Source organism: Cryobacterium sp. TMT3-29-2, from assembly GCF_004564305.1.
GTDB lineage: Bacteria > Actinomycetota > Actinomycetes > Actinomycetales > Microbacteriaceae > Cryobacterium > Cryobacterium sinapicolor.
In genome coordinates this window covers 1-25,772 of sequence record NZ_SOGK01000036.1, presented here as the reverse complement: position 1 = coordinate 25,772, position 25,772 = coordinate 1, and the positions used below count along the sequence as shown (strand labels likewise).

At 66.2% G+C, this 25,772-nt stretch carries 24 protein-coding genes and 3 tRNA genes; 14 read left to right on the top strand and 13 right to left on the bottom strand.

Annotated elements, in window-relative coordinates; all coding sequences use genetic code 11:
• The first annotated feature begins 9 nt into the window (after positions 1-9).
• The 8 genes from gnd (at position 10) to E3O67_RS04825 (ending at position 7,981) form a co-directional block, all read left to right on the top strand.
• Positions 10-897: a phosphogluconate dehydrogenase (NAD(+)-dependent, decarboxylating) gene (gene gnd / locus E3O67_RS04860; protein WP_134427925.1), complete on the top strand. Its 888-nt coding sequence runs from the start codon at positions 10-12 to the stop codon at positions 895-897.
• Positions 898-902: 5 nt separating this feature from the next.
• The gene (gene recF, locus E3O67_RS04855) at positions 903-2,090 is read left to right on the top strand and encodes a DNA replication/repair protein RecF (protein WP_135102111.1); all 1,188 of its coding nucleotides are present in this window, start codon (positions 903-905) and stop codon (positions 2,088-2,090) included.
• Positions 2,083-2,571, top strand: a complete 489-nt coding sequence (locus E3O67_RS04850) for a DUF721 domain-containing protein (protein WP_134427921.1) — start codon at positions 2,083-2,085, stop codon at positions 2,569-2,571. The genes recF and E3O67_RS04850 overlap by 8 nt, the downstream gene beginning before the upstream one ends.
• A gap of 121 nt (positions 2,572-2,692) precedes the next feature.
• The gene (gene gyrB / locus E3O67_RS04845; protein ID WP_134427919.1) at positions 2,693-4,669 is read left to right on the top strand and encodes a DNA topoisomerase (ATP-hydrolyzing) subunit B; all 1,977 of its coding nucleotides are present in this window, start codon (positions 2,693-2,695) and stop codon (positions 4,667-4,669) included.
• 76 nt (positions 4,670-4,745) lie between these two features.
• Complete coding sequence (gene gyrA, locus E3O67_RS04840) at positions 4,746-7,304, top strand: DNA gyrase subunit A (RefSeq protein WP_135102139.1); 2,559 nt, start codon at positions 4,746-4,748, stop codon at positions 7,302-7,304.
• Complete coding sequence (locus tag E3O67_RS04835; RefSeq protein ID WP_134427917.1) at positions 7,297-7,704, top strand: DUF3566 domain-containing protein; 408 nt, start codon at positions 7,297-7,299, stop codon at positions 7,702-7,704. The genes gyrA and E3O67_RS04835 overlap by 8 nt, the downstream gene beginning before the upstream one ends.
• Positions 7,705-7,788: 84 nt before the next feature.
• Positions 7,789-7,862 (top strand) — tRNA-Ile (locus E3O67_RS04830).
• 46 nt (positions 7,863-7,908) lie between these two features.
• A tRNA-Ala gene (locus tag E3O67_RS04825) sits at positions 7,909-7,981 on the top strand.
• A 318-nt stretch (positions 7,982-8,299) separates the two neighbouring features.
• On the opposite strand, the gene E3O67_RS04820 is transcribed toward E3O67_RS04825, so the two are convergent.
• A complete protein-coding gene (locus tag E3O67_RS04820) occupies positions 8,300-8,839 on the bottom strand; it encodes a hypothetical protein (RefSeq protein WP_134427915.1) in 540 nt (179 codons plus the stop codon).
• Positions 8,840-8,964: 125 nt separating this feature from the next.
• On the opposite strand from E3O67_RS04820, the gene E3O67_RS04815 reads away from it, so the two are divergent.
• Both E3O67_RS04815 and E3O67_RS04810 read left to right on the top strand, forming a co-directional pair.
• Positions 8,965-9,504: a peptidylprolyl isomerase gene (locus E3O67_RS04815; protein ID WP_135102109.1), complete on the top strand. Its 540-nt coding sequence runs from the start codon at positions 8,965-8,967 to the stop codon at positions 9,502-9,504.
• A gap of 12 nt (positions 9,505-9,516) precedes the next feature.
• Complete coding sequence (locus tag E3O67_RS04810; protein ID WP_135102107.1) at positions 9,517-10,347, top strand: rhomboid family intramembrane serine protease; 831 nt, start codon at positions 9,517-9,519, stop codon at positions 10,345-10,347.
• On the opposite strand, the gene E3O67_RS04805 is transcribed toward E3O67_RS04810, so the two are convergent.
• The 5 genes from E3O67_RS04805 to E3O67_RS04785 all read right to left on the bottom strand — a co-directional run bounded on the left by E3O67_RS04805 (position 10,344) and on the right by E3O67_RS04785 (position 14,567).
• Positions 10,344-11,063 carry a glycosyltransferase family A protein gene (locus E3O67_RS04805; protein WP_135102105.1) on the bottom strand — a complete coding sequence of 240 codons (720 nt, stop codon included), beginning with the start codon at positions 11,061-11,063 and terminating at the stop codon, positions 10,344-10,346. The genes E3O67_RS04810 and E3O67_RS04805 overlap by 4 nt on opposite strands.
• A complete protein-coding gene (locus E3O67_RS04800; protein ID WP_135102103.1) occupies positions 11,060-12,442 on the bottom strand; it encodes a bifunctional PIG-L family deacetylase/class I SAM-dependent methyltransferase in 1,383 nt (460 codons plus the stop codon). Before E3O67_RS04800 ends, E3O67_RS04805 begins: the two co-directional genes overlap by 4 nt.
• Positions 12,436-13,512 (bottom strand): acyl-CoA dehydrogenase, encoded by a 1,077-nt coding sequence (locus E3O67_RS04795; protein WP_174776793.1) that lies wholly within the window; start codon positions 13,510-13,512, stop codon positions 12,436-12,438. The genes E3O67_RS04800 and E3O67_RS04795 overlap by 7 nt, the downstream gene beginning before the upstream one ends.
• A gap of 76 nt (positions 13,513-13,588) precedes the next feature.
• Positions 13,589-14,083 carry a Dps family protein gene (locus E3O67_RS04790; protein ID WP_134427906.1) on the bottom strand — a complete coding sequence of 165 codons (495 nt, stop codon included), beginning with the start codon at positions 14,081-14,083 and terminating at the stop codon, positions 13,589-13,591.
• Positions 14,084-14,321: 238 nt separating this feature from the next.
• Positions 14,322-14,567, bottom strand: coding sequence for a cell division protein CrgA (locus E3O67_RS04785; RefSeq protein ID WP_104100630.1), 246 nt, complete (start codon positions 14,565-14,567; stop codon positions 14,322-14,324).
• Between the two features lie 83 nt (positions 14,568-14,650).
• Here E3O67_RS04785 and E3O67_RS04780 point away from each other — a divergent pair, with 83 nt between their 5' ends.
• The 3 genes from E3O67_RS04780 to E3O67_RS04775 are packed head-to-tail and all read left to right on the top strand — an operon-like array spanning position 14,651 to position 16,284.
• Positions 14,651-15,478, top strand: a complete 828-nt coding sequence (locus E3O67_RS04780; RefSeq protein WP_135102101.1) for a class E sortase — start codon at positions 14,651-14,653, stop codon at positions 15,476-15,478.
• A gap of 9 nt (positions 15,479-15,487) precedes the next feature.
• On the top strand, positions 15,488-15,649 hold the full coding sequence (locus tag E3O67_RS16830) for a hypothetical protein (RefSeq protein WP_166786910.1): 162 nt from the start codon (positions 15,488-15,490) through the stop codon (positions 15,647-15,649).
• Positions 15,646-16,284 carry an aminodeoxychorismate/anthranilate synthase component II gene (locus E3O67_RS04775; protein ID WP_134427902.1) on the top strand — a complete coding sequence of 213 codons (639 nt, stop codon included), beginning with the start codon at positions 15,646-15,648 and terminating at the stop codon, positions 16,282-16,284. The genes E3O67_RS16830 and E3O67_RS04775 overlap by 4 nt, the downstream gene beginning before the upstream one ends.
• A gap of 35 nt (positions 16,285-16,319) precedes the next feature.
• Here the strand turns inward: E3O67_RS04775 and pknB are convergent, their stop codons facing one another.
• The 7 genes from pknB to E3O67_RS04740 form a co-directional block, all read right to left on the bottom strand.
• Positions 16,320-18,026, bottom strand: coding sequence for a Stk1 family PASTA domain-containing Ser/Thr kinase (gene pknB, locus E3O67_RS04770; protein WP_135102099.1), 1,707 nt, complete (start codon positions 18,024-18,026; stop codon positions 16,320-16,322).
• A gap of 63 nt (positions 18,027-18,089) precedes the next feature.
• Positions 18,090-19,796 carry a serine/threonine-protein kinase gene (locus E3O67_RS04765; RefSeq protein WP_134427898.1) on the bottom strand — a complete coding sequence of 569 codons (1,707 nt, stop codon included), beginning with the start codon at positions 19,794-19,796 and terminating at the stop codon, positions 18,090-18,092.
• Complete coding sequence (locus E3O67_RS04760; protein WP_134427896.1) at positions 19,793-21,244, bottom strand: penicillin-binding protein 2; 1,452 nt, start codon at positions 21,242-21,244, stop codon at positions 19,793-19,795. The genes E3O67_RS04765 and E3O67_RS04760 overlap by 4 nt, the downstream gene beginning before the upstream one ends.
• The gene (locus E3O67_RS04755; RefSeq protein ID WP_134427894.1) at positions 21,244-22,641 is read right to left on the bottom strand and encodes an FtsW/RodA/SpoVE family cell cycle protein; all 1,398 of its coding nucleotides are present in this window, start codon (positions 22,639-22,641) and stop codon (positions 21,244-21,246) included. The genes E3O67_RS04760 and E3O67_RS04755 overlap by 1 nt, the downstream gene beginning before the upstream one ends.
• Complete coding sequence (locus E3O67_RS04750; protein ID WP_134427892.1) at positions 22,625-23,854, bottom strand: PP2C family serine/threonine-protein phosphatase; 1,230 nt, start codon at positions 23,852-23,854, stop codon at positions 22,625-22,627. The genes E3O67_RS04755 and E3O67_RS04750 overlap by 17 nt, the downstream gene beginning before the upstream one ends.
• Positions 23,855-23,857: 3 nt before the next feature.
• Entirely contained in the window at positions 23,858-24,442 is a 585-nt protein-coding gene (locus E3O67_RS04745; RefSeq protein WP_134427890.1) for an FHA domain-containing protein, read from the bottom strand.
• On the bottom strand, positions 24,439-25,191 hold the full coding sequence (locus E3O67_RS04740) for a DUF3662 and FHA domain-containing protein (protein ID WP_134427888.1): 753 nt from the start codon (positions 25,189-25,191) through the stop codon (positions 24,439-24,441). Before E3O67_RS04740 ends, E3O67_RS04745 begins: the two co-directional genes overlap by 4 nt.
• A 239-nt stretch (positions 25,192-25,430) precedes the next feature.
• Between E3O67_RS04740 and E3O67_RS04735 the strand changes: the two genes are divergently transcribed.
• Positions 25,431-25,514, top strand: a tRNA-Leu gene (locus E3O67_RS04735).
• Positions 25,515-25,772: the final 258 nt, after the last annotated feature.

The window sequence follows — 25,772 nt, the reverse complement described above, 5'->3', positions numbered from 1 at the left end:
AGGACAGCAATGCACATCGGCATCATTGGCCTCGGCAAAATGGGCGCGAACATGCGCGACCGCCTTCGCGGCAACGGCGTCGAGGTCACCGGGTACGACCGGAATCCCGAAGTTTCCGATGTTGCCGGCACCGCCGAACTGCTCGCCGCCCTGCCGACCCCGCGGCTCGTCTGGGTGATGGTGCCGGCCGGTGCCGTTACGGCTGCTGTGATCGCCGAACTGGCCACCGTGCTATCCGCCGGTGACCTGGTGATCGACGGCGGAAACTCCCGATTCACCGACGATTTCGCCCACTCCGCGCTCCTGGCGGCGACGGGTGTGCACTACATCGACGCCGGGGTATCCGGCGGTGTGTGGGGGCTGACTAATGGATTCGGGCTGATGGTCGGAGGTTCCGCCGAGCAAGTCGAACGCGCCATGCCCGTCTTCGACGCCCTGCGCCCCGAGGGCCCGCGCGAAGAGAGCTTCGTGCATGCCGGAGCGGTCGGCGCTGGGCACTACGCGAAAATGGTTCACAACGGCATCGAATATGCGCTCATGCAGTCATACGCCGAGGGCTATGAACTGCTCGAGAAACGCAGCGATCTGATCACTGACGTTCCCGGGGTGTTCACGGCCTGGCAGCGCGGCACCGTGGTGCGGTCCTGGCTGCTCGAACTGCTCGTGAACGCTCTGGAAGACGACCCCAAACTACAGAACATTGAGGGTTTCGTCGAGGACTCCGGTGAGGGTCGTTGGACCATTGAAGAGGCCATCAACAACGCCGTTCCCGTCCCGACCATCAGCGCAGCCATCTTCGCGCGGTTCGTCTCGCGGCAGGATGACTCCCCCGCGATGAAGGCCGTCGCAGCCCTGCGCAATCAGTTCGGCGGCCACGCCGTCAAAACGGTCGACTGACCCGGGTGCGGGTCCAACACCTCTCGCTGACCGACTTCCGCAACTATGCGCAGGTCGAGGTGTCGTTCGCGCCGGGACCCAATCTGATCGTGGGCCGCAACGGCCAGGGCAAGACCAATCTTGTCGAGGCGTTGGGATTTCTCAGCACCCTCGGCTCGCACCGGGTCTCCACCACGTCGGCCATGATCCGGGCTGGGCAGGACGCCGGCATCATCCGAGCCACACTCGAGTACAACGGGCGCGAAATCCTGACCGAGGTGCAGATCAATCGTTCGGGCCTGAACCGGGCCCAGGTCAATCGATCGGTGATCAAGACCCGGGAACTCACCCGCTTCTTCTCCAGCGTGCTGTTCGCCCCGGAAGACCTCGCCCTGATTCGAGGCGACCCGTCCGGGCGTCGTCGCTTCCTCGATCAGCTGCTCGTGCTGCGGACCCCTCGGCTTGCCGGAGTCCTGGCCGACTATGACCGGGTGCTACGCCAGCGGAACACCCTCCTGAAGTCGGCGCGGGCGTCCGGTCTGCGCACCACCCAGCTCGGAACCTTGGAAATCTGGGACGACCGGCTCGTGGCTCTCGGTTCCGAGCTCATCGATGAGCGGGCCGACCTCGTGCGCCTGCTCGGTGAACCACTGGGCACCGCGTACCGGGCGGTCGCGGGAGAAGACCATGGGCCGATGCTGGTTCCGTCGCTCAGCATCCTGGGTGCCGACGCGGACGCGGCCCTTGAGGCCGTGACGTCGACACGCACGGTTTCTGCAGGGCCGGTTTCGACGGGCTCGGTTTTGACAGGCTCAACCACCGCGGACTCGTTCCGAGCTGCGCTGGCCGGTCTGCGCCGCAAGGAACTCGACCGAGGAATGACCCTCGTCGGGCCGCACCGGGACGACCTGGTGTTCGTGCTCAATTCCCTGCCGGCCAAGGGCTACGCCAGCCACGGCGAATCCTGGTCGTTCGCCCTTGCCCTGAAACTGGCCTCGGCTGAGCTATTGCGCCGGGATTCGACGACGGGCGACCCGGTCCTGATCCTCGACGACGTCTTTGCCGAACTGGATCTGAGTCGCCGGCGCCGCCTGGCGGCTGCCATCACCGGCTTCGAACAGGTCCTGATCACCGCGGCCGTGCTCGAAGACGTGCCGGAGGAGCTTACCGCGCGCACCATCCGCATCCACGCCGGGGTGGTCGTCGATGGCTGAGCCGAGTGAGGCCTCCCGGGTCTACCTGCGTTTCAAGGACGTGTTCGGTGATCCGAACGCCAAGCGCAGTCGTTCCCGCCGTCGTACCGGCGTTGACATCGGCTCGAGCGTTCCGTTCGGTGCGGGGCGGGATCCGCGAGGGCTGAGCGACACGATCGACTCGCTCACTTTACAGTTGGGCTGGAACTCGCCGCTGGCTCAATCCGAACTGCTGGCCTCCTGGACCCTGCTGGCCGGCGAGGAGACGTCGAAACACTCCACTCCGGCCGGAATCGACGACGGTGTTCTGACGGTGCAGTGCGAGTCGACGGCCTGGGCGACGCAGCTGCGCATGATGCGGGTGGAGATCATGACCCACATCGCGGTGAAGTTTCCGGATGCCGGGATCGAGTCGATCCGTTTTCAGGGACCTAACGCCCCCTCCTGGAAAAAGGGCCCCAGATCAATCCCAGGGCGCGGTCCACGCGATACCTACGGGTAACTGGCCAAAACAGGTCAACCCGGTGCATTAAACGCCGCAGATGCCCGATTTGGCCCGCACGGCTTGGCTCGTTTGGTAGGCTAAAGGGTCGCCCGCGCGACGGTCAGGAGCCCCATTACAGATGTCAGTTGACCCACAGATCGAGCCGGAGCACGGATACGGCGCAGACGATATCCAGGTTCTCGAGGGACTTGAAGCCGTTCGTAAACGACCCGGAATGTACATCGGGTCAACCGGACCGCGCGGCCTCCACCACCTCGTCTACGAAATCGTGGACAACTCCGTCGACGAGGCCCTCGCCGGTCATTGCGACACCATCGACATCAGGATCCTGGCGGATGGCGCCGTTCGCGTCGCCGACAACGGCCGCGGAATCCCGGTCGACATTCACAAGGCGGAGGGCCGCTCGACCGTTGAGGTCGTGCTCACCGTGTTGCACGCCGGCGGCAAGTTCGGTGGTGGCGGTTACTCGGTGTCCGGCGGGCTGCACGGCGTGGGCAGCTCGGTCGTCAACGCCTTGTCGAGCCGCCTCGAGGTCGAGGTGCGTCGTCAGGGCCACGTCTGGCGTCAGAGCTTCCACGACGGCGTGCCCAACGCTCCCCTGACCATGGACGAGGTTTCGGATGAAACCGGCACCACCATCACGTTCTGGCCGAGCTCCGAGACCTTCGAGACCACGGTCTTCGACTTTGAGACCCTGCGGGCCCGTTTCCAGCAGATGGGCTTCCTGAACAAGGGACTCAGCCTTACGCTCACCGACGAGCGTCCGGAGAATCTCGACGACGAGGGGAAGCCGGTCACCAAGAACTTCCTGTACGAGAACGGCCTCGTCGACTATGTCGAATACCTTAACAAGGCGAAGAAGGCCGACCTGGTCAACGACGACATCATTTCCTTCGAGTGGGAGGACCACGAACGCAAGATGGCGCTCGAGGTGGCCATGCAGTGGACCACTGCGTACACCGAGAGCGTGCACACCTACGCGAACACGATCAACACCCACGAGGGTGGGACCCATGAAGAGGGTTTCCGCGCCGCGCTCACCACGCTCGTCAACAAGTACGCCCGGGAGAAGGGCATCCTGAAAGATAAAGACGACAACCTCACCGGTGATGACGTGCGCGAGGGTCTGACCGCCGTGGTCTCGATCAAACTCGCCGAACCTCAGTTCGAGGGCCAGACGAAGACCAAGCTGGGCAACACGGAGGCGAAATCTTTCGTGCAGAAGGTCGCCAACGATCAGCTCTCTGATTGGTTCAACCGCAACCCCAATCCGGCGCGGGAGATCATCCGCAAGGCGCTGCAGGCATCCAACGCCCGGATGGCCGCCCGCAAGGCTCGCGAGACGGCTCGGCGAAAGGGACTTCTCGAGGGTGGCGGCATGCCCGGCAAGCTCAAGGACTGCCAGAGCAAGGACCCGTCCCTTTCTGAAATCTTCATTGTGGAGGGCGACTCGGCCGGCGGTTCCGCGGTGCAGGGCCGCAACCCCGAGTTCCAGGCCATCCTGCCGCTACGCGGCAAGATCCTGAACGTGGAGAAAGCCCGGCTCGACCGGGCGCTCGGCAACGCCGAGGTGCAGGCCATGATCACGGCGTTCGGCGCCGGCATGGGTGAGGAGTTCAACCCCGACAAGGTGCGGTATCACAAGATCGTTTTGATGGCCGACGCCGATGTCGACGGGCAGCACATCACGACCCTGCTGCTCACATTGCTGTTCCGGTATATGCGTCCTTTGATCGATTTGGGGTACGTGTACCTGGCTCAGCCGCCGCTGTACCGCCTCAAGTGGGCGAACTCCGCACACGAGTATGTCTATTCCGACCGGGAGCGGGACGCGCTGCTGGAAGACGGTGCCGCGGCCGGCAAGCGCATCCCCAAGGACAACGGGATCCAGCGCTACAAGGGTCTGGGCGAGATGGACTACAAGGAACTGTGGGAAACCACGATGGCTCCCGAATCCCGCACCCTGCTGCAGGTCACCCTCGACGACGCTGCCGCCGCCGATGAAATCTTCTCCACCCTGATGGGCGAGGACGTCGAGTCCCGCCGCAACTTCATCCAGAAGAACGCGAAGGACGTGCGTTTCCTTGACATCTGACGACACCAACACCGGCGACACCAACACCGGCGGCTCCAACCCGGGCGGCTCCATGGGCGGCGCAGACGGGACCGAGATGGACGCCGCATCCCAGGCCGCGGACACCGCGGCCAAGGCCGCTCATCTCGTGCAGCACGGCAAGATCGACCAGGTCGACCTGCAGCTGGAAATGCAGCGCTCCTACCTCGACTACGCCATGAGCGTCATCGTCGGTCGCGCTCTGCCCGATGTGCGTGACGGCATGAAGCCCGTGCACCGCCGCGTCATCTACGCCATGTTCGACGGCGGCTACCGACCCGACAAGGCCTTCTCCAAGTGCGCCCGAGTGGTCGGCGACGTGATGGGACAATTCCACCCGCACGGCGATTCCTCGATCTACGACGCGCTCGTGCGCCTGGTTCAGCCCTGGAGCCTGCGGTACCCGCTGGCCCTCGGCCAGGGCAACTTCGGCTCCCCCGGCAACGACGGCGCCGCGGCCCCGCGGTACACCGAGACGAAGATGGCCCCGCTCGCGCTCGAGATGGTGCGCGACATCGACGAGGACACCGTCGACTTCCAGGACAACTACGACGGCCGCACGCTCGAGCCCACCGTGCTGCCCTCCCGTTTTCCGAACCTGCTGGTCAACGGCTCGGTCGGAATCGCCGTGGGCATGGCCACCAACATCCCGCCGCACAACCTGCGGGAGGTGGCCGCCGGAGCCCTCTGGTACCTGCAGAACCCCGACGCCACACGTGACGAGCTGCTCGAAGCCCTGATCCAGCGCATCAAGGGCCCCGACTTCCCCACCGGCGCTCAGATTCTCGGCATCAAGGGCATTCAGGATGCCTATCGCACCGGCCGCGGCTCGATCACCATGCGTGCCGTGGTGAGTATCGAGGAACTCCAGGGCCGCACCTGCCTGGTGATCACCGAGCTCCCCTACCAGGTCAACCCCGACAATCTCGCGATCAAGATCGCCGATCTGGTCAAGGACGCCAAGGTCGGCGGCATCGCCGACATCCGTGACGAGACCAGCGGCCGCACGGGCCAGCGCCTCGTCATCGTTCTCAAGCGCGACGCGGTGGCGAAGGTTGTTCTGAACAACCTCTACAAGCACACCCAGCTGCAGGAGAACTTCGGCGCGAACATGCTGGCCATCGTCGACGGGGTGCCGCGCACCCTGTCCCTCGACGGCTTCATCTCCGCGTGGGTGGCCCACCAGGTCGAGGTCATCGTCCGGCGCACCCAGTTCCGCCTGAAGAAGGCCGAAGCGGATGCGCACATCTTGCGCGGCTACCTCAAGGCGCTCGACGCCCTCGACGAGGTGATCGCCCTCATCCGTCGCTCCCCCACCGTCGACGACGCCCGCACCGGTCTGATGGATCTACTCGAGGTGGACAAGCTCCAGGCCGACGCGATCCTGACCATGCAGCTGCGCCGCCTGGCCGCCCTGGAACGTCAGAAGATCATCGACCAGGCTGCCGAGCTGGAACTGCTGATCGTCGAGTTCCAGTCGATCCTGGCCAGCCCGGAGCGTCAGCGCACCATCATCAGCGATGAGCTCACCGAGATCACCGATAAGTTCGGCGACGACCGACGTACCGAGATCATGTTCGGCTTCGATGGCGACATGTCGATCGAAGACCTCATCCCCGAAGAGGAGATGGTGGTCACGGTCACCCGCGGCGGTTACATCAAGCGCACGCGCAGCGACAACTACCGTAACCAGCACCGCGGCGGCAAGGGCGTCAAGGGCGCCCAGTTGCGGGCGGACGACGTGGTCGAGCACTTCTTCGTCACGACCACGCATCACTGGCTGCTGTTCTTCACGAACACCGGACGGGTCTACCGGGCCAAGGCCTATGAGGCGCAGGAATCCGGCCGCGACGCGAAGGGCCAGCACGTCGCTAACCTGCTCGCGCTGCAGCCGGGCGAGGAAATCGCCCAGATCCTGGACATCCGTGACTACGGCGTGGCCCAGTACCTGACGCTCGCGACCCGCGACGGTCTGATCAAGAAGACCGCGCTCAGCGAATACGATACGAACCGCACGGGCGGCATCATCGCGATCAAGCTGCGCGAGAGCGACGAACTCGTTTCCGCCCTGCTGGTCGAAAACGACTCCGACCTGCTGCTGGTCTCCAAAAAGGGGATGTCGATCCGGTTCACGGCGTCGGATGAGGCGTTGCGCCCGATGGGACGCAGCACCTCCGGGGTCATCGGCATGCATTTCCGCGGCGAGGACAGCCTGCTGGACGCATCCGTGGTCTCTGACGATGGTTATGTGTTCGTCGTGACCGAGGGCGGCTACGCCAAGCGCACCGCCGCCGACCAGTATCGCCTGCAGAACCGCGGCGGCCTGGGCATCAAGGTGGCCAAGCTCAACGACGACCGAGGCGACCTAGTGGGTTCGCTGATCGTCGATGAGGAAGACGAAGTGCTCGTGGTCCTTGCCAGCGGCAAGGTGGTACGCTCTGACGTCTCCGAAGTCCCGGCCAAGGGACGAGACACAATGGGCGTTGTCTTCGCTAAGTTTGCGGATGAAGACAGAATCATCGCCATTGCGAAAAACACCGAGCGCAATCTGGTGGCCGAGATTCTCGCGGCCGAACCCGAAAGCGCCTTGGGAGAGGAAGAACCTGTAAATGAGTAGTGTCGCTGAAAAGCTCGCCAAGAAATCCAGCCGCAAGCCGGCCGCGACCAAGCAGGTGCGGCTCAAGCTCGTCTACGTGGATTTCTGGTCGGCCGTCAAACTGTCCTTCCTGATCGCGCTGTGTCTGGCCATCGTCACGATCGTCGCCACGTTCCTGATCTTCACGATCCTGAACGGAACGGGCATCTTCGGCAAGGTCGACGACCTGTACACCGATATCGCCGGTGCCTCCTCCGACCTGGCCAGCATCCTGTCGATCGGCAACGTGATGGGCTTCGCCTTCGTGGTGGCCATCTTGAACACGGTCGTCATCACCGCACTGGGGGCCGTTTACGCGGTCCTCTACAACCTGAGCGTGAAGATCACCGGGGGTCTGCTCGTCGGCTTCACCAACAACTAGTCGTCGGATTCTCTCGACCGGGTCGCTTCACGGCTCGATTGGGAGAATCCCGCCGCATCGGGTAGTCTCTAACCTGCCCATTAGGGGGATATAGCTCAGTTGGTTAGAGCGCTTCGCTGATAACGAAGAGGTCCCAGGTTCAAATCCCGGTATCCCCACGCAAGAACACTTTCAACAGTGCAGTACACGCTCCGCTGATCATGCGGGGCCATAGCTCAATTGGTAGAGCGCCTGCTTTGCAAGCAGGAGGTCCGGGGTTCGATTCCCCGTGGCTCCACAAATGAAGAACGCCCGGCCCCGCTTTTTGGGGCCGGGCGTTCTTCATTTATTAAAACGCCGCGAATCGAACGCGCAGTGAGCGACGAAGGAGCGAGCGGAGGGGCTCTCCGTGGCTCGGAGGCGCGGAGCGCCTCCACAAGCCGTTCCTGGCAACCCAGCCACAAGTTCTAGCCCCCGGCCCCCAGGGCCCCCTGAGCGGGCACAGGGGCTCTCATCGGCCACAGCTCCCTCCAGCGTCCCCAAACCTCGGCCCAGCACGAAAAAGAGGAGGGCTCGCATCCACTGGATGCGAGCCCTCCCCTTCTCTGGCTGAGGTCTAGTCTTCGACCGACGACGCCACGGCGGGCTCGTCTTCAGCTACCCATAACTCGTCGTCGGCGCGGAAAGTCTGCCAGACCGCGTATGCCACGCCCGCGACGGCTGCCAGGGCGACACCGAGCGCGATGTACGTTCCGGCGCCGGGGCCCTTCTTCTCCATCACGACGGGCTTCTGGAACCGGATCCGGTTCAGTGCCGCGCGCACGCGGGCATCGCGGGCGATGTCGCCGACGCTCATCACGGAGCCGATGGCCGTGCCTATGCCGCTGCCGATTCCGGGCAGCACCCGGTCGACGACCTGGTGGCGCACACCTTCGGCGAGTTCCTGAGTGGCCTGCACTCCGGGGCGCACGAGGTGCTCGTAGCTTTCACGCACGCGCGGTGCTACTTCTTCGCGGGTGAGGATGCCGGCCTGACGGCTGGCCTCCCGTGCAATGGCGTTCGCACGCTCAAGCACTTCCTGCTGGTTGTTCCATAATTCGTCTGCGCTCTTACGCAGCCGTGTAAGTTCCTTGCGGCGCTTGCGTGACAGGCTCATCTGGACCCTCCATCGATGTCATGTGGCGAACACTGTCCATCTTGCCACGCAATCGTCTGGGAGGGCTCTGGGTAGAGCCGGTGTCGATCGGAATCGACCAATCCGGCTGTGCAAGAATTGTGACCATGTCTAAGCACACCGCTGTCGCAACGCTCAATACCACCCTGGGACCGATCAAGGTCAACCTCTTCGGCAATCACGCGCCGAAGACCGTCAAGAACTTCGTCGGTCTCGCAACCGGCGAGATCGAGTGGAAGCACCCGGCCACCGGTCAGACCTCCACCGCTCCCCTCTATGACGGCACGGTCTTCCACCGCATCATCAAGGACTTCATGATCCAGGCCGGCGACCCGCTCGGCCAGGGCACCGGGGGACCGGGCTACCAGTTCGACGATGAAATCAACCCCGACCTCGACTTCACGCAGCCGTACGTGCTGGCCATGGCGAATGCCGGCATCCAGGGCGGACACGGAACCAACGGTTCGCAGTTCTTCATCACCGTCGTGCCGACCACGTGGTTGCAGGGCAAGCACACCATCTTCGGCGCCGTCGAAGACGAGGGCTCCCGTGCGATCGTCGCGAAGCTCGCGACCGTGCCCACGGACGGCCGCGACCGTCCGCTGACCGAAGTTGTCATCGAGAGCGTCACCGTCGAGCAGGTCTAGGCTCCGTTTCTGATGACAGACCTGCCCGGAACTGCCGCTAACTTCTGCTACCGGCATCCGGGCAGGCAGAGCTTCATCCTCTGCCAGCGCTGCGGCCACACGATCTGCCCGGACTGCCAGACGCAGGGTGCCGTCGGCGTGATCTGCCCCGAGTGCATGAACGAGCAGCGGAAGAATGCCCCGCGCACCAAGCCGGCCGTCCTGACCCGGCTGAAGAACAGCTCCCATCCGGTGACCACGTCGATCGTCGCCGTCACGTTGGCGGTCTACCTGCTGCAGTTCGTTCTGGGGGACGGTTTCACCAGCGTGCTTTGGTACGCGGGCGTCTACTCCTATCCCGGGAGCTTCGAGCCCTGGCGCATGCTGACGAGCGTGCTCGTGCACGGCTCCATCTTCCACGTGCTGCTGAACATGTACACGCTCTGGATCTTCGGGCAGATCCTGGAGGGGATACTCGGCCGTGGCCGTTTCCTCGCCCTCTATCTACTGAGCGGTCTCGCCGGCTCCCTGGGCGTCCTGTTCCTGTCCGACCCTCGGATCCCCGTGGTCGGTGCCTCCGGCGCAATCTTCGGTCTGATGGGCGCGTTCCTGGTCATCCAGAGGCGCCTGGGCGGCAATGCGACCCAGCTTCTGATCCTGGTGGGCATCAACCTGGTGATCGGCTTCCTGCCGGGGCTGAACGTGGCCTGGCAGGCGCACGTGGGCGGTCTGGTCGCCGGGGCGGTGATCGGCCTGATCTTCGTGCAGACCCGCCGTATCAAGCAACAGCGACTGCAAACCACCCTGATCACTGCCTTCGGGGCGTTGCTGGTGGTCCTCAGCGGGGCGATGTTCCTGACCTAGGGAAGCGCCTCGGCCTCCTGCTCGCGCAGATAGCCGGCAAAGCCCGCCGGAGTACGCCCGGCAAGACGACCGGAGGTGAGCACGGGGATCAGCTCGGTGCGGATCTCGCTCACCCTGAGATCGCGTAGGGCCGAAACCAGGCGCACATCCTCGTGCTCGTCGACGCGGGCGAATCCTCCGGCCTGCAGATACCGGTTCGCGCGCACTCCGAGGTTCGCACCGTGAATATGGGTGTGCCCCTCGACCAGTCGGTGCTGGGCGTCCCACCGTTGCCTGACTCCGTCGGACAACCCGTCGTCGGGGACCACGGTTCCCAGCACGAGATCGACGGAGTTGCGGGCGAAAGCGAGTTGCGCGGATAGCCAGTTGGGGGGCACGGCGGAATCGGCATCCGTGGAAGCGATCCAGGTCGCCGAGGTGAACTGGTCCGACGATGGCAGCAGGTGCCGCACCCCGGCGCGGCGGGCAACACCGACGGCCCCGCCGTTCGTGCTGAGGCTCGCGAACATCGGCCAGCCCGAGGCGACGTCGGCCGTGCCGTCACTGCACCGGTCGAGTACGATCACGACGTCGATGACGGGCGGCACCTGGACGGCCACGCCGCCGACTTCCCCGACGGCCACGGCCAGCGCCGACAGACATCTCGGGAGAAGCTCCTCCTCATTGCGGGCCGGGACCACGACGATGACCCGGTCGACCCCGCCTGGCCCGGTCACGGCACGAGGCCTTCACGCTGAGCGACCGACTGAGCCGGCGCGGCCTCGAACACCTCGAGCAGGAAATCCCTTTCCCGATGCTCCACCGTGCACTCGAACCCGGCCAGCCCGCCGATCTCCGCGTGCACCTGGTCGCCGGTCAATGGATACTCCGATACGGGATGCCGCCAATGGCAGGCCACAATCACACCGCCCGCGGCCAGGCTGTCGCGGCATCGCGCGAGCACCGTGCGCAATTCCGCCGCAGAGAAGTAGTAGCCGACCTCGGAGATCACGATCAGGTCGAAGGAGCCGTCCGGCCATTCGGCGGGCAGGGTCAGTCGGGCGAAGGTGACGCCGGGGTGATCGGCCAGCCGGGCGCGGGCCACCAGGAGCGGTTGCTCGGCGATGTCAACGGCGACGACAGTGTCGCACCGGTCGGCCAGACCAGCCGTCAGCACCCCGATCGAGCAGCCCAGTTCCAGTGCCGCCCCGAAGCGTTGGCGAGGCAGCGCCGCCAGGGTCTGGGATCGCTTGCGCTCCTCGTACCACCGGGTCTCGAATCCCCAGGGATCACGGTTGCCGGCGTAGAACTCCTCGAAGAAGTCCCCGGCCAGGCTCGATGTCGTCTCCGTCTCGATCTCGATGAAGGTCTCGTGCCCGCGTTCGAAGTGCGCACCGAAGCTCGCCTGGATGATCGCTTCGTCGCCGGGCAGGCCGGAGAGCGGCTGCACCTGGCTGCGGTGCAGGGCCATCGCCTGGGCTTTGCGCAGCCGGTCTTCGGGTGTCAGGTCCAGGGTGCGCAGCGCGCCGTCCGACCAGATCGGGTCCGCGGGCGTGGACCAGTGCCAGGCCCAGATCGGGTATTCGAAGCGGCTGACACCTCCGATGAGGGAAGCATGGCGGGCTGCCGCGGCCGCGGCCGCGGCCGCATGGTCCGGATGGCCGTCGCGGCTCCAGGGGGCAACCAACCAGGTTCCCGGCCCGCCGGGCCCGATCTCGGCGGAAATCGCCCGGGACGCCTCCGCCAGGCGTTCGGTGAGGGCCCCGTCGGGGAGATCGACCAGGCGCACCAGTGCCTCGGGCGCCAGTGCGGCGACGGCAGCTGACACCTCGATCCGGCGCAGTGCCGCGAGCCGCTCGGGGTCGTGGGTACTGGACGCGGGATGGGAGGCTTCGCCGTTGGTGAGCACCACCACCGTCACCGGAACGCCGGCCCGCCCCGCCCGGGCGATCAGCCCGCCGGCTCCGAGCGTCTCGTCGTCGGGGTGAGCGGCGACCACGATGAGCCGGCGCATGTCGCCGATGCGCAGTGGCTGCGCGGGCAGCTCCGGCGAGCGATGCGCCACCGCCCACACGTTCTCGGCCGTGCCGTCATCCGTGTGGGCGAAACTCACCACGGGGACACACCCGTCTCGCGCAGTCGGCGGCCGAGTGCCGCGTCGTCCCGTTCGGCGTGGTGTTGACGAACGTAGAGCTGCAGATCGGAGACACGCGCGGCGTGCCGGGCGTCGAAGGCGAGCGGGGCGGGGCCGAGCGCGTGGCCCGTGCGCCTGATCACCTCGTCGACCGTGCGCGCGACCTGGCCGCGCACCCGCGCCGCGAGGAGTGCGCCTTCCTCGCCGACGGCGTCACCGGCGTCGATCGCCGCGGCGGCGGCAGCCAGGGAGGTCCCGGCCGAGGTCAGCGCGAGGTCAAGGGCACCCAGGTGAGCGAGCGCGATCTGATCGGGCTCGCGGTCGAGCACGGACGCCCAGACCCCCCTGGCCAGGCCGATGGCGCCACCCCACCAGCAGGCCGCGACACCGATCCCGCCCCAGGCGAAGCCCGGTCGGTGGAGGTACCAGCCGTCGTCGCCGACCGGCCGGGCCACCGCGTCCAGGAAATCGACCGGTCCGCTCGGTACGGCCGGGAGACCTCGGCCCACCCACTCGTCCGTACGCGCGGTGATCCCGGGGTCGGTCAGGTCGACCACGAACAGCCGTCGAGTGGTGGCCGAGGTGTGCGCCGTGACCAGGGCGTGGCTGAGTGAGCCGGCGAGCGAGCACCAGGGTTTCGTGCCGTCGAGCCGCCATCCTTCGCCGCCGGCCGGTTTCGCGTTGAGACGGACCTTCGCGGCTTCGGCGGCGAAGACACCCCAGCTCGATTCGGCGCCGTCGACCGGGACGAGCCCGGCCGGATCCAGTCCGGCCTGGTCGAGGATGGCGAGGGCGTCCAGGTGCGCCTCGGCCACCCGTGCCGCCGTGAGGTCCGCGGCGGCCAGGGACGCCAGGGTTTCGAACAGCCGGAGCGTCTGCCCTGATCCCGGCCGGGGAACGGAGCCGCCGAGCGCGCGGGAAAGTTCCAGGGCTCGCCCGGCGTCTCCGTTCACGGCGTAGGCGGCCGTTGCGACGTCACCCAGACCGACCTCCGCCGGGCGGTTGCCGGGCACAGTCAGCCAGACCGGCTCCGAACCCTCGGTTCGCGTCACATCAACCTCCTGGTTTGGTGGCGACAAGGCCAGGGCTCGCTCAGCGGATGGTGGAACAGGGGTCGAAGCTTCCGGCTCAAGCCTTGCCGACGGGCTTGGTCGGGGCCTTGGCCGTGGGCTTGCGCGGGGTACGGTTCTCGGCGCTGACCATCCACGCGTACTGCTCCAGCTTCTCGATGAAGCCGTGCAGGAGGTCGGCGCTCGTCGGGTCCTCCTCGTCGACCGCGTCGTGCACGGCACGGATGTTGTCCACGGTCGCGTTGAGGCGGACGGTGACCAGGTCGACGGTCTCCGTGGTGTCGACCTCTCCGTCCGGGAACTTGGGGAGGTGGGTGGTTGCGGTCACGGTCTCGCTTCGGCCGTCCGGAAGGGAATCAAGGGCGCGCATCCGCTCCGCCAACACGTCGGAGAACAGCCGGGCGTCATCGATGATCTCGTCGAGCTGCAGGTGCAGGTCGCGGAAGTTCTTGCCCACGACGCTCCAGTGCGCCTGCTTGCCCTGCACGTGCAGCTCGATCAGATCGACGAGGACGGACTGGAGGTTGGAGCCCAGTTCTGCTGATGCCTTCATGCGTTACGCCTCTTCTCACACGGCGGAAACACATCTCGGCCGCGTCTCGGCCGGTGCCCCCGCTTGGTTTCAGACAGCACCCTATCAGGTGCGTCTAGCGGGTTGCCGAGCCTGGATTCAACGAGTTGCCACGGTTGCCGGCCGAGAAGTTATCCACAGGTTTGTCCACATGGGGATAATTACACCGTTGTCATTATCCCGGCGTGGGGGAGTGGGACGGGCCTGGACCGGGGCCGGATCAGCGCCAGCGGGTGGTCATCAGGAAGCCCACGAAGGCGATCCCGAAGCCGACCAGGATGTTCCACGAACCGAAGCCGGCGACGGGCAGCGTTCCCTGGCTCACGTAGAAGACGATGATCCAGGCCAGCCCGATCAGCATGAAACCGAACATCACCGGTTTGAACCACACGGCGTTCGGCCCGGCCTCGCCGGAGCGGGCGACCTCGGTGCGGGCGGGCTTGCTGCGGGGATTCGAGCGTGACATGCCTGCGATTCTAGCGTCATTGGCTGGATCTATCGGCAGGCGCCCGGCAGAGGCGACGCACCTCCCCGATTAGAATCGACACCATGTCCGAGCGAGCAGATCAGCCTCCCGCAGGGGCGACCCGCCGCGCTCTCCGCCGCCGGCGGCGTCCGCGGGTCAGTGTCGTGGGGGTCTTCGGTGAGTTGCTCATCACCGCCGGAGCCCTCGTGCTCGCCTTTCTGGTCTGGCAACTCTGGTGGAATGACATGGTCATGGCCGGTCAGCAGTCCGAGGCGGCGGCAGAGATCAGCCAGACCTGGATCGACGAGGACCGCTCCAGCCGCGATCAGGCCCCGGCGGCCCCGGAGGCCACCGAGCCGTCGAAATCGGCCCCGGTCGACTTCGGCGAGCCGGTCGTCGGTGAGGCACCCTCCAACGCCAAATCCTTCGCCGTGCTCTACGTGCCGCGATTCGGGACGGACTATCACCGGTCCATCGCCGAGGGTATCGGCAACGACGTGCTCAGCAGCTCCCGGCTCGGAGTCGGCCACTACCCCGGCACCCAGATGCCCGGTGAGGTCGGCAACTTCGCCGTGGCTGCGCACCGCAGTGCCAACGGCGGCGGCATGCACCTGATCAATGAACTGCGGCTGGGCGACGCGATCTACGTTCAGACCGCCGACGGCTACTACACCTACCGGTTCCGCGACCTCGAGTACGTCGCACCGACCGAGGTCGCCGTACTCGCGCCGGTGCCGCACGATCCGGACGCCGCGCCTGTGGACAGGTTCATCACCCTCACCAGCTGCAACCCCCTGCTGTCCACGGCCGAGCGCATCATCGCGTACGGTGTGCTCGAGGCGTGGCAGCCGACATCCGCCGGCCCACCGGCCGAAGTCGCGGCCGTCATCAACGCTCAGGCTCAGGGCTAGGAGGCTCGGATGTACGCTGCTCTCTGGCGGATTCTACCCGGACCGATCTGGCTCCGGGTCGTGCTGGTGTTCCTGTTGATCGCCGTCGTGCTGTTCACGCTTGCCACCTGGGTGTTCCCATGGGTGGATGCCATTGTCAACAATCAGGAAGTCACGGTGGGAAGCCCATGACCCGTATCCTCGTCATCGATAACTACGACAGTTTCGTCTACACGCTTAACGGCTACCTGATGGAGCTCGGCGCCGAAACGGTCGTGCTGCGTAACGACGCCTTCGAGCCGGAGGAAGCCGCGGACCGCATCGCGGAATTCGACGGCGTGCTCATCTCGCCCGGCCCCGGCAAACCGTCCGATGCAGGCGTCTCCATTCCGATCGTGCGGGCCGCCCTCGAATCCGGGCTGCCTCTGTTCGGCGTCTGCCTGGGGCACCAGGCGATCGCGGAAGCCTTCGGCGGCACGGTCACCAACGCCGAGGAACTCATGCACGGCAAGACCAGCGTGATCACTCACGATGGCAGCGACTTCTACGCCGGCGTGCCGCAGCCGTTCACGGCCACGCGGTACCACTCGCTTGCGGTCGTGGACGGTACCGTGCCGAGCGACCTGATCGTCACCTCGCGCACACGGGGCGGAGTGATCATGGGGCTTCGGCACGTGAGCGCACCCATTCTGGGTGTGCAATTCCACCCCGAGTCGGTGCTGACCGAGGGCGGCTACCTGATGGTGGCGAACTGGTTGGTGCTGGCCGGGCTGCCTGGCGCACCGGAGACGGCCAAGAGCCTCACTCCCATGCTCAAGCTGAGCTGAGCTGTGGGCTTGGCCCTGAGCCGTAGGGCGGGGTCTCAGTCGGCAGCCGGGCCGGTGCAGTAGACCAGCGTGACCTCGGACTTCTGGGGCACGTCGCCCGGAGCCAGGGACTGCTGGGTCACCGGCTGGCCGTCCTGCTGGGGACAGGTGGCATCGGGCGTGGGCACGGGAAACAGCTGCACGTCGGCAGCGGCGAGCATGTCGATTGCCGCGTTCAGGAGCTGACCCTCAAGGTCGGGGAGGGGGACGAGTCCGCTGGAGACGATGAAGTTCACTGTGACGCCGGTCTTCTCCGTCGTCGCGGCGGCCGGGTCGGTACGGAGCACCAGACCGGCGGCGATGGTGGGGGAGTTCTCCCGCGTGACGGACCCCGGGGTGAGGCCGAGGTCCGAGACCGCGGTCTGGGCGTCGGCGAGAGGCAGGTTCGTGACATCCGGAACGTCGACCGGCTGCGCGCCGGTGGAGACGTAGACCTCGATCAGGTCGGTCGGCTGGGCGATTGTGCCCGCCGGCGGATCTGTGCGGATCACCTGGTCCTTGGGTACAGTGGCGCTGGCCTCCTCGGCGCGGATCGCGGCGAGGTCCTGGTCCAGGAGTGAATTCTGTGCGTTCTCATAGCTGAATCCGGTGACCGACGGCACCCGGCGGGAATTGTCGGGCAGATCACTGCTCGGGGTGAGGCTGAAGGCCCAGATCATGACGGAGAGCACGATGACGACGACGCTGAGGATGCCGGCCCAGATCCAGATCACGGGTGGGCGACGCTGCGTGCGAACCATTGTCTCGTCCTCGGTGAGCTGCTTGAGTGCAAGCTCGGACCCGGATACCGCCGGCTGGGGAGCCGCGAACAGCCCGGCGCTGGAATCATCGACCGCCTGATAGTTCGGAATCTGCCCTGACCCGGCCAAGTCGACGTCGCCACGGAACTCGACGGCGCTCTGGTATCGATCGAAGCGGTCTTTCGCCAGGGAGTGCAGCACGACGGCATCGAGGGCGGGGGACACCTTGGAGTTGATCGAGCTCGGTTTGACCGGGGACTCGCTGACGTGCTGATAGGCGACGGCAACGGCCGAGTCGCCGCGGAACGGCGGGCGCCCGGCGAGCATCTCGAACAGGACAACGCCCGTGGAGTACAGGTCGGTGCGGGCATCCACTGATTCGCCCTTGGCCTGCTCGGGGGAGAAGTAGGAGGCCGTGCCGAGGATGGCCGTGGTCTGCGCCACGGTCGTCGAGGAGTCGGAGATGGCCCGGGCGATGCCGAAGTCCATCACCTTGACCTGGCCGGTCTTGGTGATCATAATGTTGCCCGGCTTGATGTCGCGGTGCACGACGCCCGCCCGGTGTGAGTATTCGAGGGCGGTCAGAACGCCGTCGATGATGCGCACGGCCTCGTCGGCCTGCACCGGGCCCTCGCTGATGATGTCTTTGAGCAGACGCCCGTCGACGTATTCCATCACGATGAACGGGATCTGGGACTCGTGGCCGCCCTCGGAGACGGACTCCTCGCCCGCGTCGAAGACGCGCACGATGGTGGGGTGAGCCATGCGGGCGGCCGCCTGCGCCTCCTGGCGGAAGCGGGTGCGGAAGGCCGGGTCGGCTGCGAGCGATGACTTGAGCAGCTTGATCGCGACCGTGCGGCCGAGCCGTGAATCCGTGCCGATGTGCACATCGGACATGCCGCCACGCCCGAGGAGAGCGCCCACCCGGTAACGACCAGCGAGCAGACGGCCTTCATCAGTCAAAGCAGTACTCCCAGCTCGCGCACACAGTTCTTCGTATTTTAGCGGAAACCGTCCGGGCCTCCGTTACGCCGCCGGCGTCACGGTGACGATGTTGCTGGACTCCGAGTAGGCGGACTCCACCTGGCCGCAGAAGTAGCGGAACTTGACCGTGAAGGTTCCGGCAGCGGGACCCGCGGTGATCTTGGCCGAGGTGGCGTCCGGGCCGACCGGGCCGGGGGATTCGGCGGCGCCGTCGGCCACGACCTCGTAGCCGGAGAGGGTCTGGCCGCTGGGGCAGGTCTGCGCTGCCCAGGTGGCCGTCACCTCGGCGCCGGAGGCGACTGACGCCGGCGCGACGGTGGGAGCGGCTGTCGGGTCGTCGGGGGTGGCGGCGGCGCCGTACACCGTGACCGTGATCGTGGAGCCCTTCGTCACCGGGCCGGTGGGGTTCACGTCGTAGACGGTGTCGGCGATCTGGTCCGGGGTGGTGGCCGCGTTCCCGGTCTGGACATCTGCCACGAATTCCATGGTGGCCAGTTTGTCGCGGGCCTCCGCGCTGGTCAGTCCCTGGAAATCAGCCAGGCTGACCTCGACGGTGTTGCTGGTGGGGGTCGGCGTCGGCGTGGGGGTCACGGCCGGGGTGGGCGTCGTGGTCTGGCTCGGTGCCGCCGGCGCCGATGTGGTCGGGGTCGTAGTCGGGGCCGGCGTCGTGTTGTCCTGTGTGAACAGGGCGATCAGGGTGCCGGTGAGCACGAGCGCGAGCAGGGCGATCAGGCCGATCAGTGGCCAGGTCCACGGGCTGCGCTTCTTCTCCTCGGTGTCCGTCTCCGTCGTGGCGGTCCGTGTCACTGGTGCTCCGGTGGGGAGCACGGTCGTGGCCTGCATTCCGCCGGCGCCGGGCATCAGCATGGTCGCGGAAGTGGGCGTGACGCCGTTCATGATGGCAGGCACGGATGCCGCAGCCGCCGCGATGTCGCCGCGGCGGAGGGCTGCGGCGGCACGGGACAGGTGCGCGGCGGAGGCCGGGCGGTCCGCGGGGTTCTTGGCGAGGCAGGAGATCACCAGGTTGCGCACCGGCTCCGACACCGTTTCGGGCAGGTCGGGGGCGGTCTCGTTGATCTGCGCCATGGCGATCGCGACCTGGGACTCGCCCGTGAACGGGCGGCGGCCGGCGAGGCTTTCGTAGGCGACGATGCCGAGGGAGTAGATGTCGGTGGTCGGCGACGCGGAGCGGCCGCTGGCCTGCTCGGGGGAGAGGTACTGCACGGTGCCCATGACCTGGCCGGTCGCGGTGAGCGGAACCTGGTCGGCGATGCGGGCGATGCCGAAGTCGGTGATCTTGACCCGGCCTTCGGGCGTGATCAACAGGTTTCCCGGCTTGATGTCGCGGTGCACGAGTCCCGCGGCGTGCGCTGCGTGCAGCGCGGCGGCCGTCTGGGAGACGATGTCCAGCACCGTGTCGGCGGGGAGGACATGCTCGCGCTCGAGGATGGTGGAGAGCGCCTCACCGGGTACGAGTTCCATCACGAGGAAGGCACTGCCGTCTTCTTCGCCGTAGTCGAACACGTTGGCGATGCCTTCGTGGTTGACGAGCGCGGCGTGACGGGCCTCGGCGCGGAAACGCTCGAGGAACCCAGGGTCACCGAGGTACTCGTCCTTCAGGATCTTGATGGCGACCGTGCGGCCGATTACGAGGTCGACGGACTTCCAAACCTCGCCCATACCGCCAATGGCGATCCGGGACTGCAGCTCGTATCGTCCCCCGAAGGTGAGCCCTGATGTGGGTCTCATTTGTTCAGCACCGCCTCTAGTACATCCTTTGCAATAGGTGCGGCAAGCAGATTGCCGTACCCCGTCTGGCCAAGTCCCCCGCCATCTTCAACGAGAACGGTGATCGCATATTTCGGATCCTCCGCAGGAGCGAATCCGGTGAACCACAAAGTGTAAGGCTCGTCCTCGGCGTTCTCCGCCGTGCCTGTTTTACCTGCCACCTTGACCCCATCTATTGTTGCATTGCTGGCGGCGCCGTCCTGGACTCCATTGACCATCATTTGGGTCAGTGTCGCCGCCGTTTCCGCACTCATCACGCGTTCCATCGCCTCCGGCTCGAAGACCTGAATCGGACTCAGATCCGGCGCGGTCACCTTGTCGACGAGGTTGGGCGTCATCAGCTGGCCGCCGTTGGCGATGGCGGAGGAAACCATCGCCATTTGGAGGGCCGTCGCGCGGACATCCGTCTGGCCGAAGGCCGACAATGCCGTCTGGGCGTCGTCGAGAACCGTGGGGTACACGCTCTGGGACACGTCCAGGGGGACGGAGTAGTCGGTGTTGAAGCCGAACTTCTCGGCCGTGTCGCGGATGGCCTCGTTCCCCAGCTGCAGACCCAGTTCGGCCATCGGGATATTGCAGGAGAGACGCAGTGCGGTGGCGAGGGTCACCGTGTCGCCGCCGCCGCAGGTGCCGCCGCCGGAGTTGATCACGATCGCCGACGATCCGGGCAGTTGGTAGGTGGCCGGGTTGGGGAAGGTGCTATCCGGGGTGAATTTGCCTGATTCCAGGGCGGCCGTCATCACGACCAGCTTGAACACCGAGCCGGGAGGGTTGAGGGTCTTGGTGGCCCGGCTGATCAGCGGGTCGTTCTCGTCGTTCAACAGCGCCTGGTAGTTGTCGGTGACCTGCTGGTTGTCGTGCACGGTGAGCAGGTTCGGGTCGTAGCTGGGCTTGGAGACCATGGCGAGGATGCGACCGGTCGCCGGCTCGGAGACGACGACGGAGCCGGTGAGGTCGCCGAGGGCATCCCAGGCGGCCTGCTGCGCGACCGGGTCGATGGTGACCTCCACGGAGGCTCCCGTGGGGTTCTGGCCGGTGATCAGGGCGTTCATCTTGTCGAAGAACTGGGCGTCGGAGGTTCCGCTCAAAACGCCATTGAGGGCGTGCTCCAGCCCGGTGGGCGCACCGTTGAGCGGAATGAATCCGGTGACCGGGGCGTAGAGCGGTCCGTTGCTGTAGGTGCGCTGGAACTTGTATTCATCGCCGGCGGGCATCGACTGGGCGATCGGCTGGCCCGCGACGAGGATCGGTCCGCGTTCAACGGAGTAGCTGTCGTAGAGCGTGCGGGTGTTACGGGCATCCGCGGACAGGCTGTCCGCCTGGAAGACCTGCACGATCGTGGTCGAGGCGAGCAGTGCCACGAACATGAGCAGCACCACGATGCTCACCCGTTTGAGTTCACGATTCATCAGACCACCAGCCTGGGTTGGTTGCGCACCGTGTCGGATAGGCGCAGGAGCAGGGCCACGATGATCCAGTTCGCGACGAGGGAGGACCCGCCGGCGGCGAGGAAGGGTGTGGTCAGACCGGTGAGGGGAATCACCCGGGTGACGCCGCCGATCACGATGAAGCACTGCAGGGCGATGACGAAGGAGAGGCCCACGCCGAGCAGCTTGCCGAAGTCGTCATTGCCGGCGAAGCCGATGCGGAAGCCGCGCGCGACGAGGAGCAGGTAGAGCGCGAGGATCGCGAAGACTCCGGCCAGGCCGAGTTCCTCGCCGAGGCTGGCGATGATGTAGTCGCTCTGCGGAACCGGGGTGATCTCGGGACGCCCTTGGCCCAGGCCCGTGCCGAGGAGGCCGCCCTTGGCGAGGCCGAAGAGACCCTGCACCAGCTGGTAGCTGCCGCCGTCGGCCCCGTAGACATCCGGGTTGAGCGCGTCGAGCCAGTTCCGGAACCGGCCGTTGACGTAGTCCAGGGTCTGGCTGGCGATGAGGGCGCCGCCGAGGAAGAGGGACATGCCCAGCAGCACCCAGCTGAGGCGGCCGGTGGCCAGGTAGAGCATGACCAGGAACAGGCCGAAGTAGAGCAGGGCGGTGCCGAGGTCGCGTTGGAAGATGATCACCGACATGGACAGCGCCCAGACCACGAGGATCGGGCCGAGGTCGCGCAGGCGGGGGAATCGCATGCCGAGGAATTTCTTGCCCACCATGGAGAGGCTGTCGCGGTTGCGCACGAGGTAGCCGGCGAAGAAGACGGCCAGGGCGATCTTCGCGATCTCGCCCGGCTGGAAGGTGGCGAAGGAGCCGACGCCGATCCACACGCGCGCCCCGCTGACCTCGCGGCCGAGGCCGGGCACGAGCGGGAGCAGGAGTAGGGCCACACCGACGAAACCCGCGATGTAGGTGTAGCGGAACAGCACCCGATGGTTGCGGATGATCAAGATGACCGCGATCGCGCAGCCGATGGCCAGGGCGCTCCACACGGTCTGACGCACGGAGGCGCTGGCCCAGCCGGACTCTCCGTTGGCCAGGTCGATGCGGTAGATCATGGCGATGCCGAGGCCGTTGAGCAGGGTGGCGATCGGCAAGATGAACGGGTCGGCCTCCCGGGCCACGACGCGCAGCACCACGTGCATGGCCAGCACCAGGGCCGACAGGCCCGCGCCGAGGAACACCAGAGTCGTGTCGATGCGTCCGAGTGCGCCGAGCTGAACGAGCACCACGCTGGCGGCGTTGATGCCGCAGGCGATGAGCAGCAGGAACAACTCGAGGTTGCGCAGCTTCTGCGGCAGGTGCAGGCGGCGCACGCGACCTGTGCGAGGCGGCGCATCCGTCGTCGTGGACCGGTTACTGGATGCTGGCATCTTGGAGCCGTTCGACGATGAGCAACGCGTCCGCGAGGGAGGTTGCGCTGATGGTTTGTTCGACCTGCTGCCGGTCGTAGACCCGCAGCTCGGACAGCTCCAGGTCGGTGTCCTCGAAGACGGAGGACAGGGAGACGGGTCCGAGGTCCTGTTGGACACCCTGGTAGATGGCGACCGTGCTGCCCTCGACCCCCACGAAGTAGCGGGACTGGGTCCACCGATAGCCCAGGAAGCCGGCGCCGACAATGGTCAGGACCAGCAGAATGATGCCGACCAGCCAGGTGAGCTTGCGGCGGCGGGCACGGCGGTTGTCTTCCTCGATCAGCTCCGAGAGGTAGTCCTGGGAGTCAGGTTCGAAGTGCGTCTCCCGCACGGGGTGCAGGCGCAGGCTGGACATGCGCAGTGCCCGGCCGCGGGTGGGCTCTTCGCCGAAGGCCAGGGGAGCGGATGCCGACCCGACCACGGTCGGCAGGTCGGTGCGTTCGGCGGGCGAGCCGATGTCGACGACGACGATGGTGACGTTGTCGGGGGCCCCGCCGTCGAGACTTTCCTTGACCAGGCGATCGGCGACGCCCAGGGCGTTGAGAGGGCTGAGGAGGGCCGCGGCGATTCCCGAATTCGAAACCACGCCGCTGAGCCCGTCGGAACAGATCAGCCAGCGGTCACCGGGGAAGGTCGCGAGGATGGAGGTGTCGATCTCCGGCGACGATTCGACGTCGCCCAGCACGCGCATGAGCACGGAGCGGCGCGGATGCACCATGGCTTCCGCCTCCGTGATGCGGCCGCTGTCGACGAGCCGTTGGACGAAGGTGTGGTCGATGGTGATCTGCGAGAGTTCACCCTCGCGGAGCAGGTAGATGCGGGAGTCGCCGATGTGGGCAATCGCCACCTCGTCTTCCAGCACGATCAGCGCACTGACGGTGGTGCCCATGCCGGTGAGTTCGGCGTGCTCGAACACGGTCTCGGCGAGCTGTGAATTCGCCGCGATCAGCGCCGCCTGCAGAGCGAACTCGGCGTCTTGCGGGGACTGGAAGTCTCGGTCAGCCTCGATGATGCGCTTGGTGGCGATCGCCGAGGCGACGTCGCCTCCGGCGTGGCCGCCCATGCCGTCGGCTACCAGGAAAAGATGGTGTCCGGAGTAGCCGGAGTCCTGGTTGTTGGACCGAATCTTTCCAACGTGGGACGTGGCCGCGCTGTGACTGACTGTCGCCATGAGCTACCGCCGGAGCTCGAAGCTGGTTGCGCCGATCTTGACGGTGGTGTTCAGGGGGACCGGGGTCGGCACGACCAGGCGGTTGCCGTCCAGGAAGGTGCCGTTGGTCGAATCGAGATCCTGGATCATCCACTTGTCATGCCAGAGCATCAGACGCGCGTGGTGGGTGGACGTGTAGTCGTCACGGATGACGAGGCTCGAGTCGCCGGACCGGCCGATCGTGATCGAGTCGCCCGTGAGCGGGAACTCGGTGCCGGCCTTCGGGCCGGAGGTGATCACGAGGCGGGTCGCGTTCTGGCTGGTGGCCTTGTCGTCCACGGCGGTGGACACCGGGCTCGGCCGGGCCGTGAACTGCTCCGTCGGTGCGGAGGCCGAGGCGGCAGGCGGCTGGGTGGCGGATGGAACAGGTGCGCCGCTCGGGAACGCGGCGGGCGCGCCGGCCGGAGCCGCAACATCAGCCTGCATCTTGCGCGCGCGCTGGCCGAACAGGTCGCTGCGCAGGGCGTAGACGATGCCGAAGATGAAGAGCCACAGCAACAGCAGGAAGCCGAGGCGCAGCACCAGCAGGGTGAGTTCGCTGACGCTCATGCGGTGGGCCCCCAGAAGCCGTCCATGTCGTGGCGTTCACGACCGCCGTCGCGACGACGCTCGGTGACGGGCTCGGACGACGAGGAGGCCTGCGCGATGACCCGGAAGACGATGCGAGTGCGGCCGATGGTGACGACGGAATCGGGTTCGAGGATGGCTTGGGTGACCGGCGAGCCGTTCAGCTGGGAACCGTTGGTCGAGCCGAGGTCGCGCACCTGGGCGCGGGAGCCGTCCCAGAGGATTTCGACGTGGCGGCGGGAGGTGCCGGAGTCGTCGATGGTGATGTCGGCGTCACTGCCGCGGCCGATGACAGTGTGCGACTGCGTGAGGGGGTAACGCTTGCCGTTGACCTCGATCACGGGGATCCAGGCGACACTGCCCTTGATGGTGCTGGAGTCGATCTGGACCATTCCCTCACTGAGGCCTCGATCCGCGGAGAGGGTGATCGAGACGCCGCCGGCGAACTGGTAGCGCTGCTCGCGACCGTGCTGCTGCACGAGTTCGGTGAGTTCATCAAGGAGGGTTGGACCAAGGGCTGACATGCGCTGGAAGTCGGCGTGGCTCATCCGCACCGTGAACCGATTGGGCGCGAGAATTCGATCGCGGGACACGACCGCTGCTTTTGTGTCGAGTTCGCGACGCAGCGCCGAGGTGATTTCCACCGGCTGCAATCCCGACTTGAAGGTTTTGGCGAAGGCACCGTTGACGGCGCGTTCGAGACCCTTTTCAAAACTATCCAGAATGCCCACAGGTCTCCCGATCCGATCCTTTCGGCTATGAGCATGTTACTTGTCTCAAGTGTTAACTCACCCGCCGGGCAATACCCGGCGAGGGTTGTCATCCTACGGGAGCGAGTCTGTGTCGCCACGTCGGGCGCATATCCAGCGTGGGTTCAGGGTGTTCGCCACGCCGTGCAGACCCGTGTTTGCGGGGCCTGCCTGCCTCGAATGGCGGAGGGCCCTCGGAAAGTGCTAATCTTCCTAAGTTCGCGCGAGTGGCGGAATTGGCAGACGCGCTGGCTTCAGGTGCCAGTGTTCGAAAGGACGTGGGGGTTCAAGTCCCCCCTCGCGCACAGTGAACAACATGGGTTGATTGCCAACAACCCAGTCGGACAGGAAGGCCCCCGAGCGATCGGGGGCCTTTTGTCGTTCCGGTGGTTTCAGCCCCGGTGGTCGAGCCCGTCTAGCCCTGAGCCCCGGGACCGAACCATAAGCCCCGAAACCTACAGCTTCGCTCGCTTGCTGGGCAGTGCGATCAGCGTCTGTTCCGGGGCGACCTCGCCCGGTGGCCGGAGCCAGTACTGGGTGCCGGTTCGGATGATGCTCCAGTG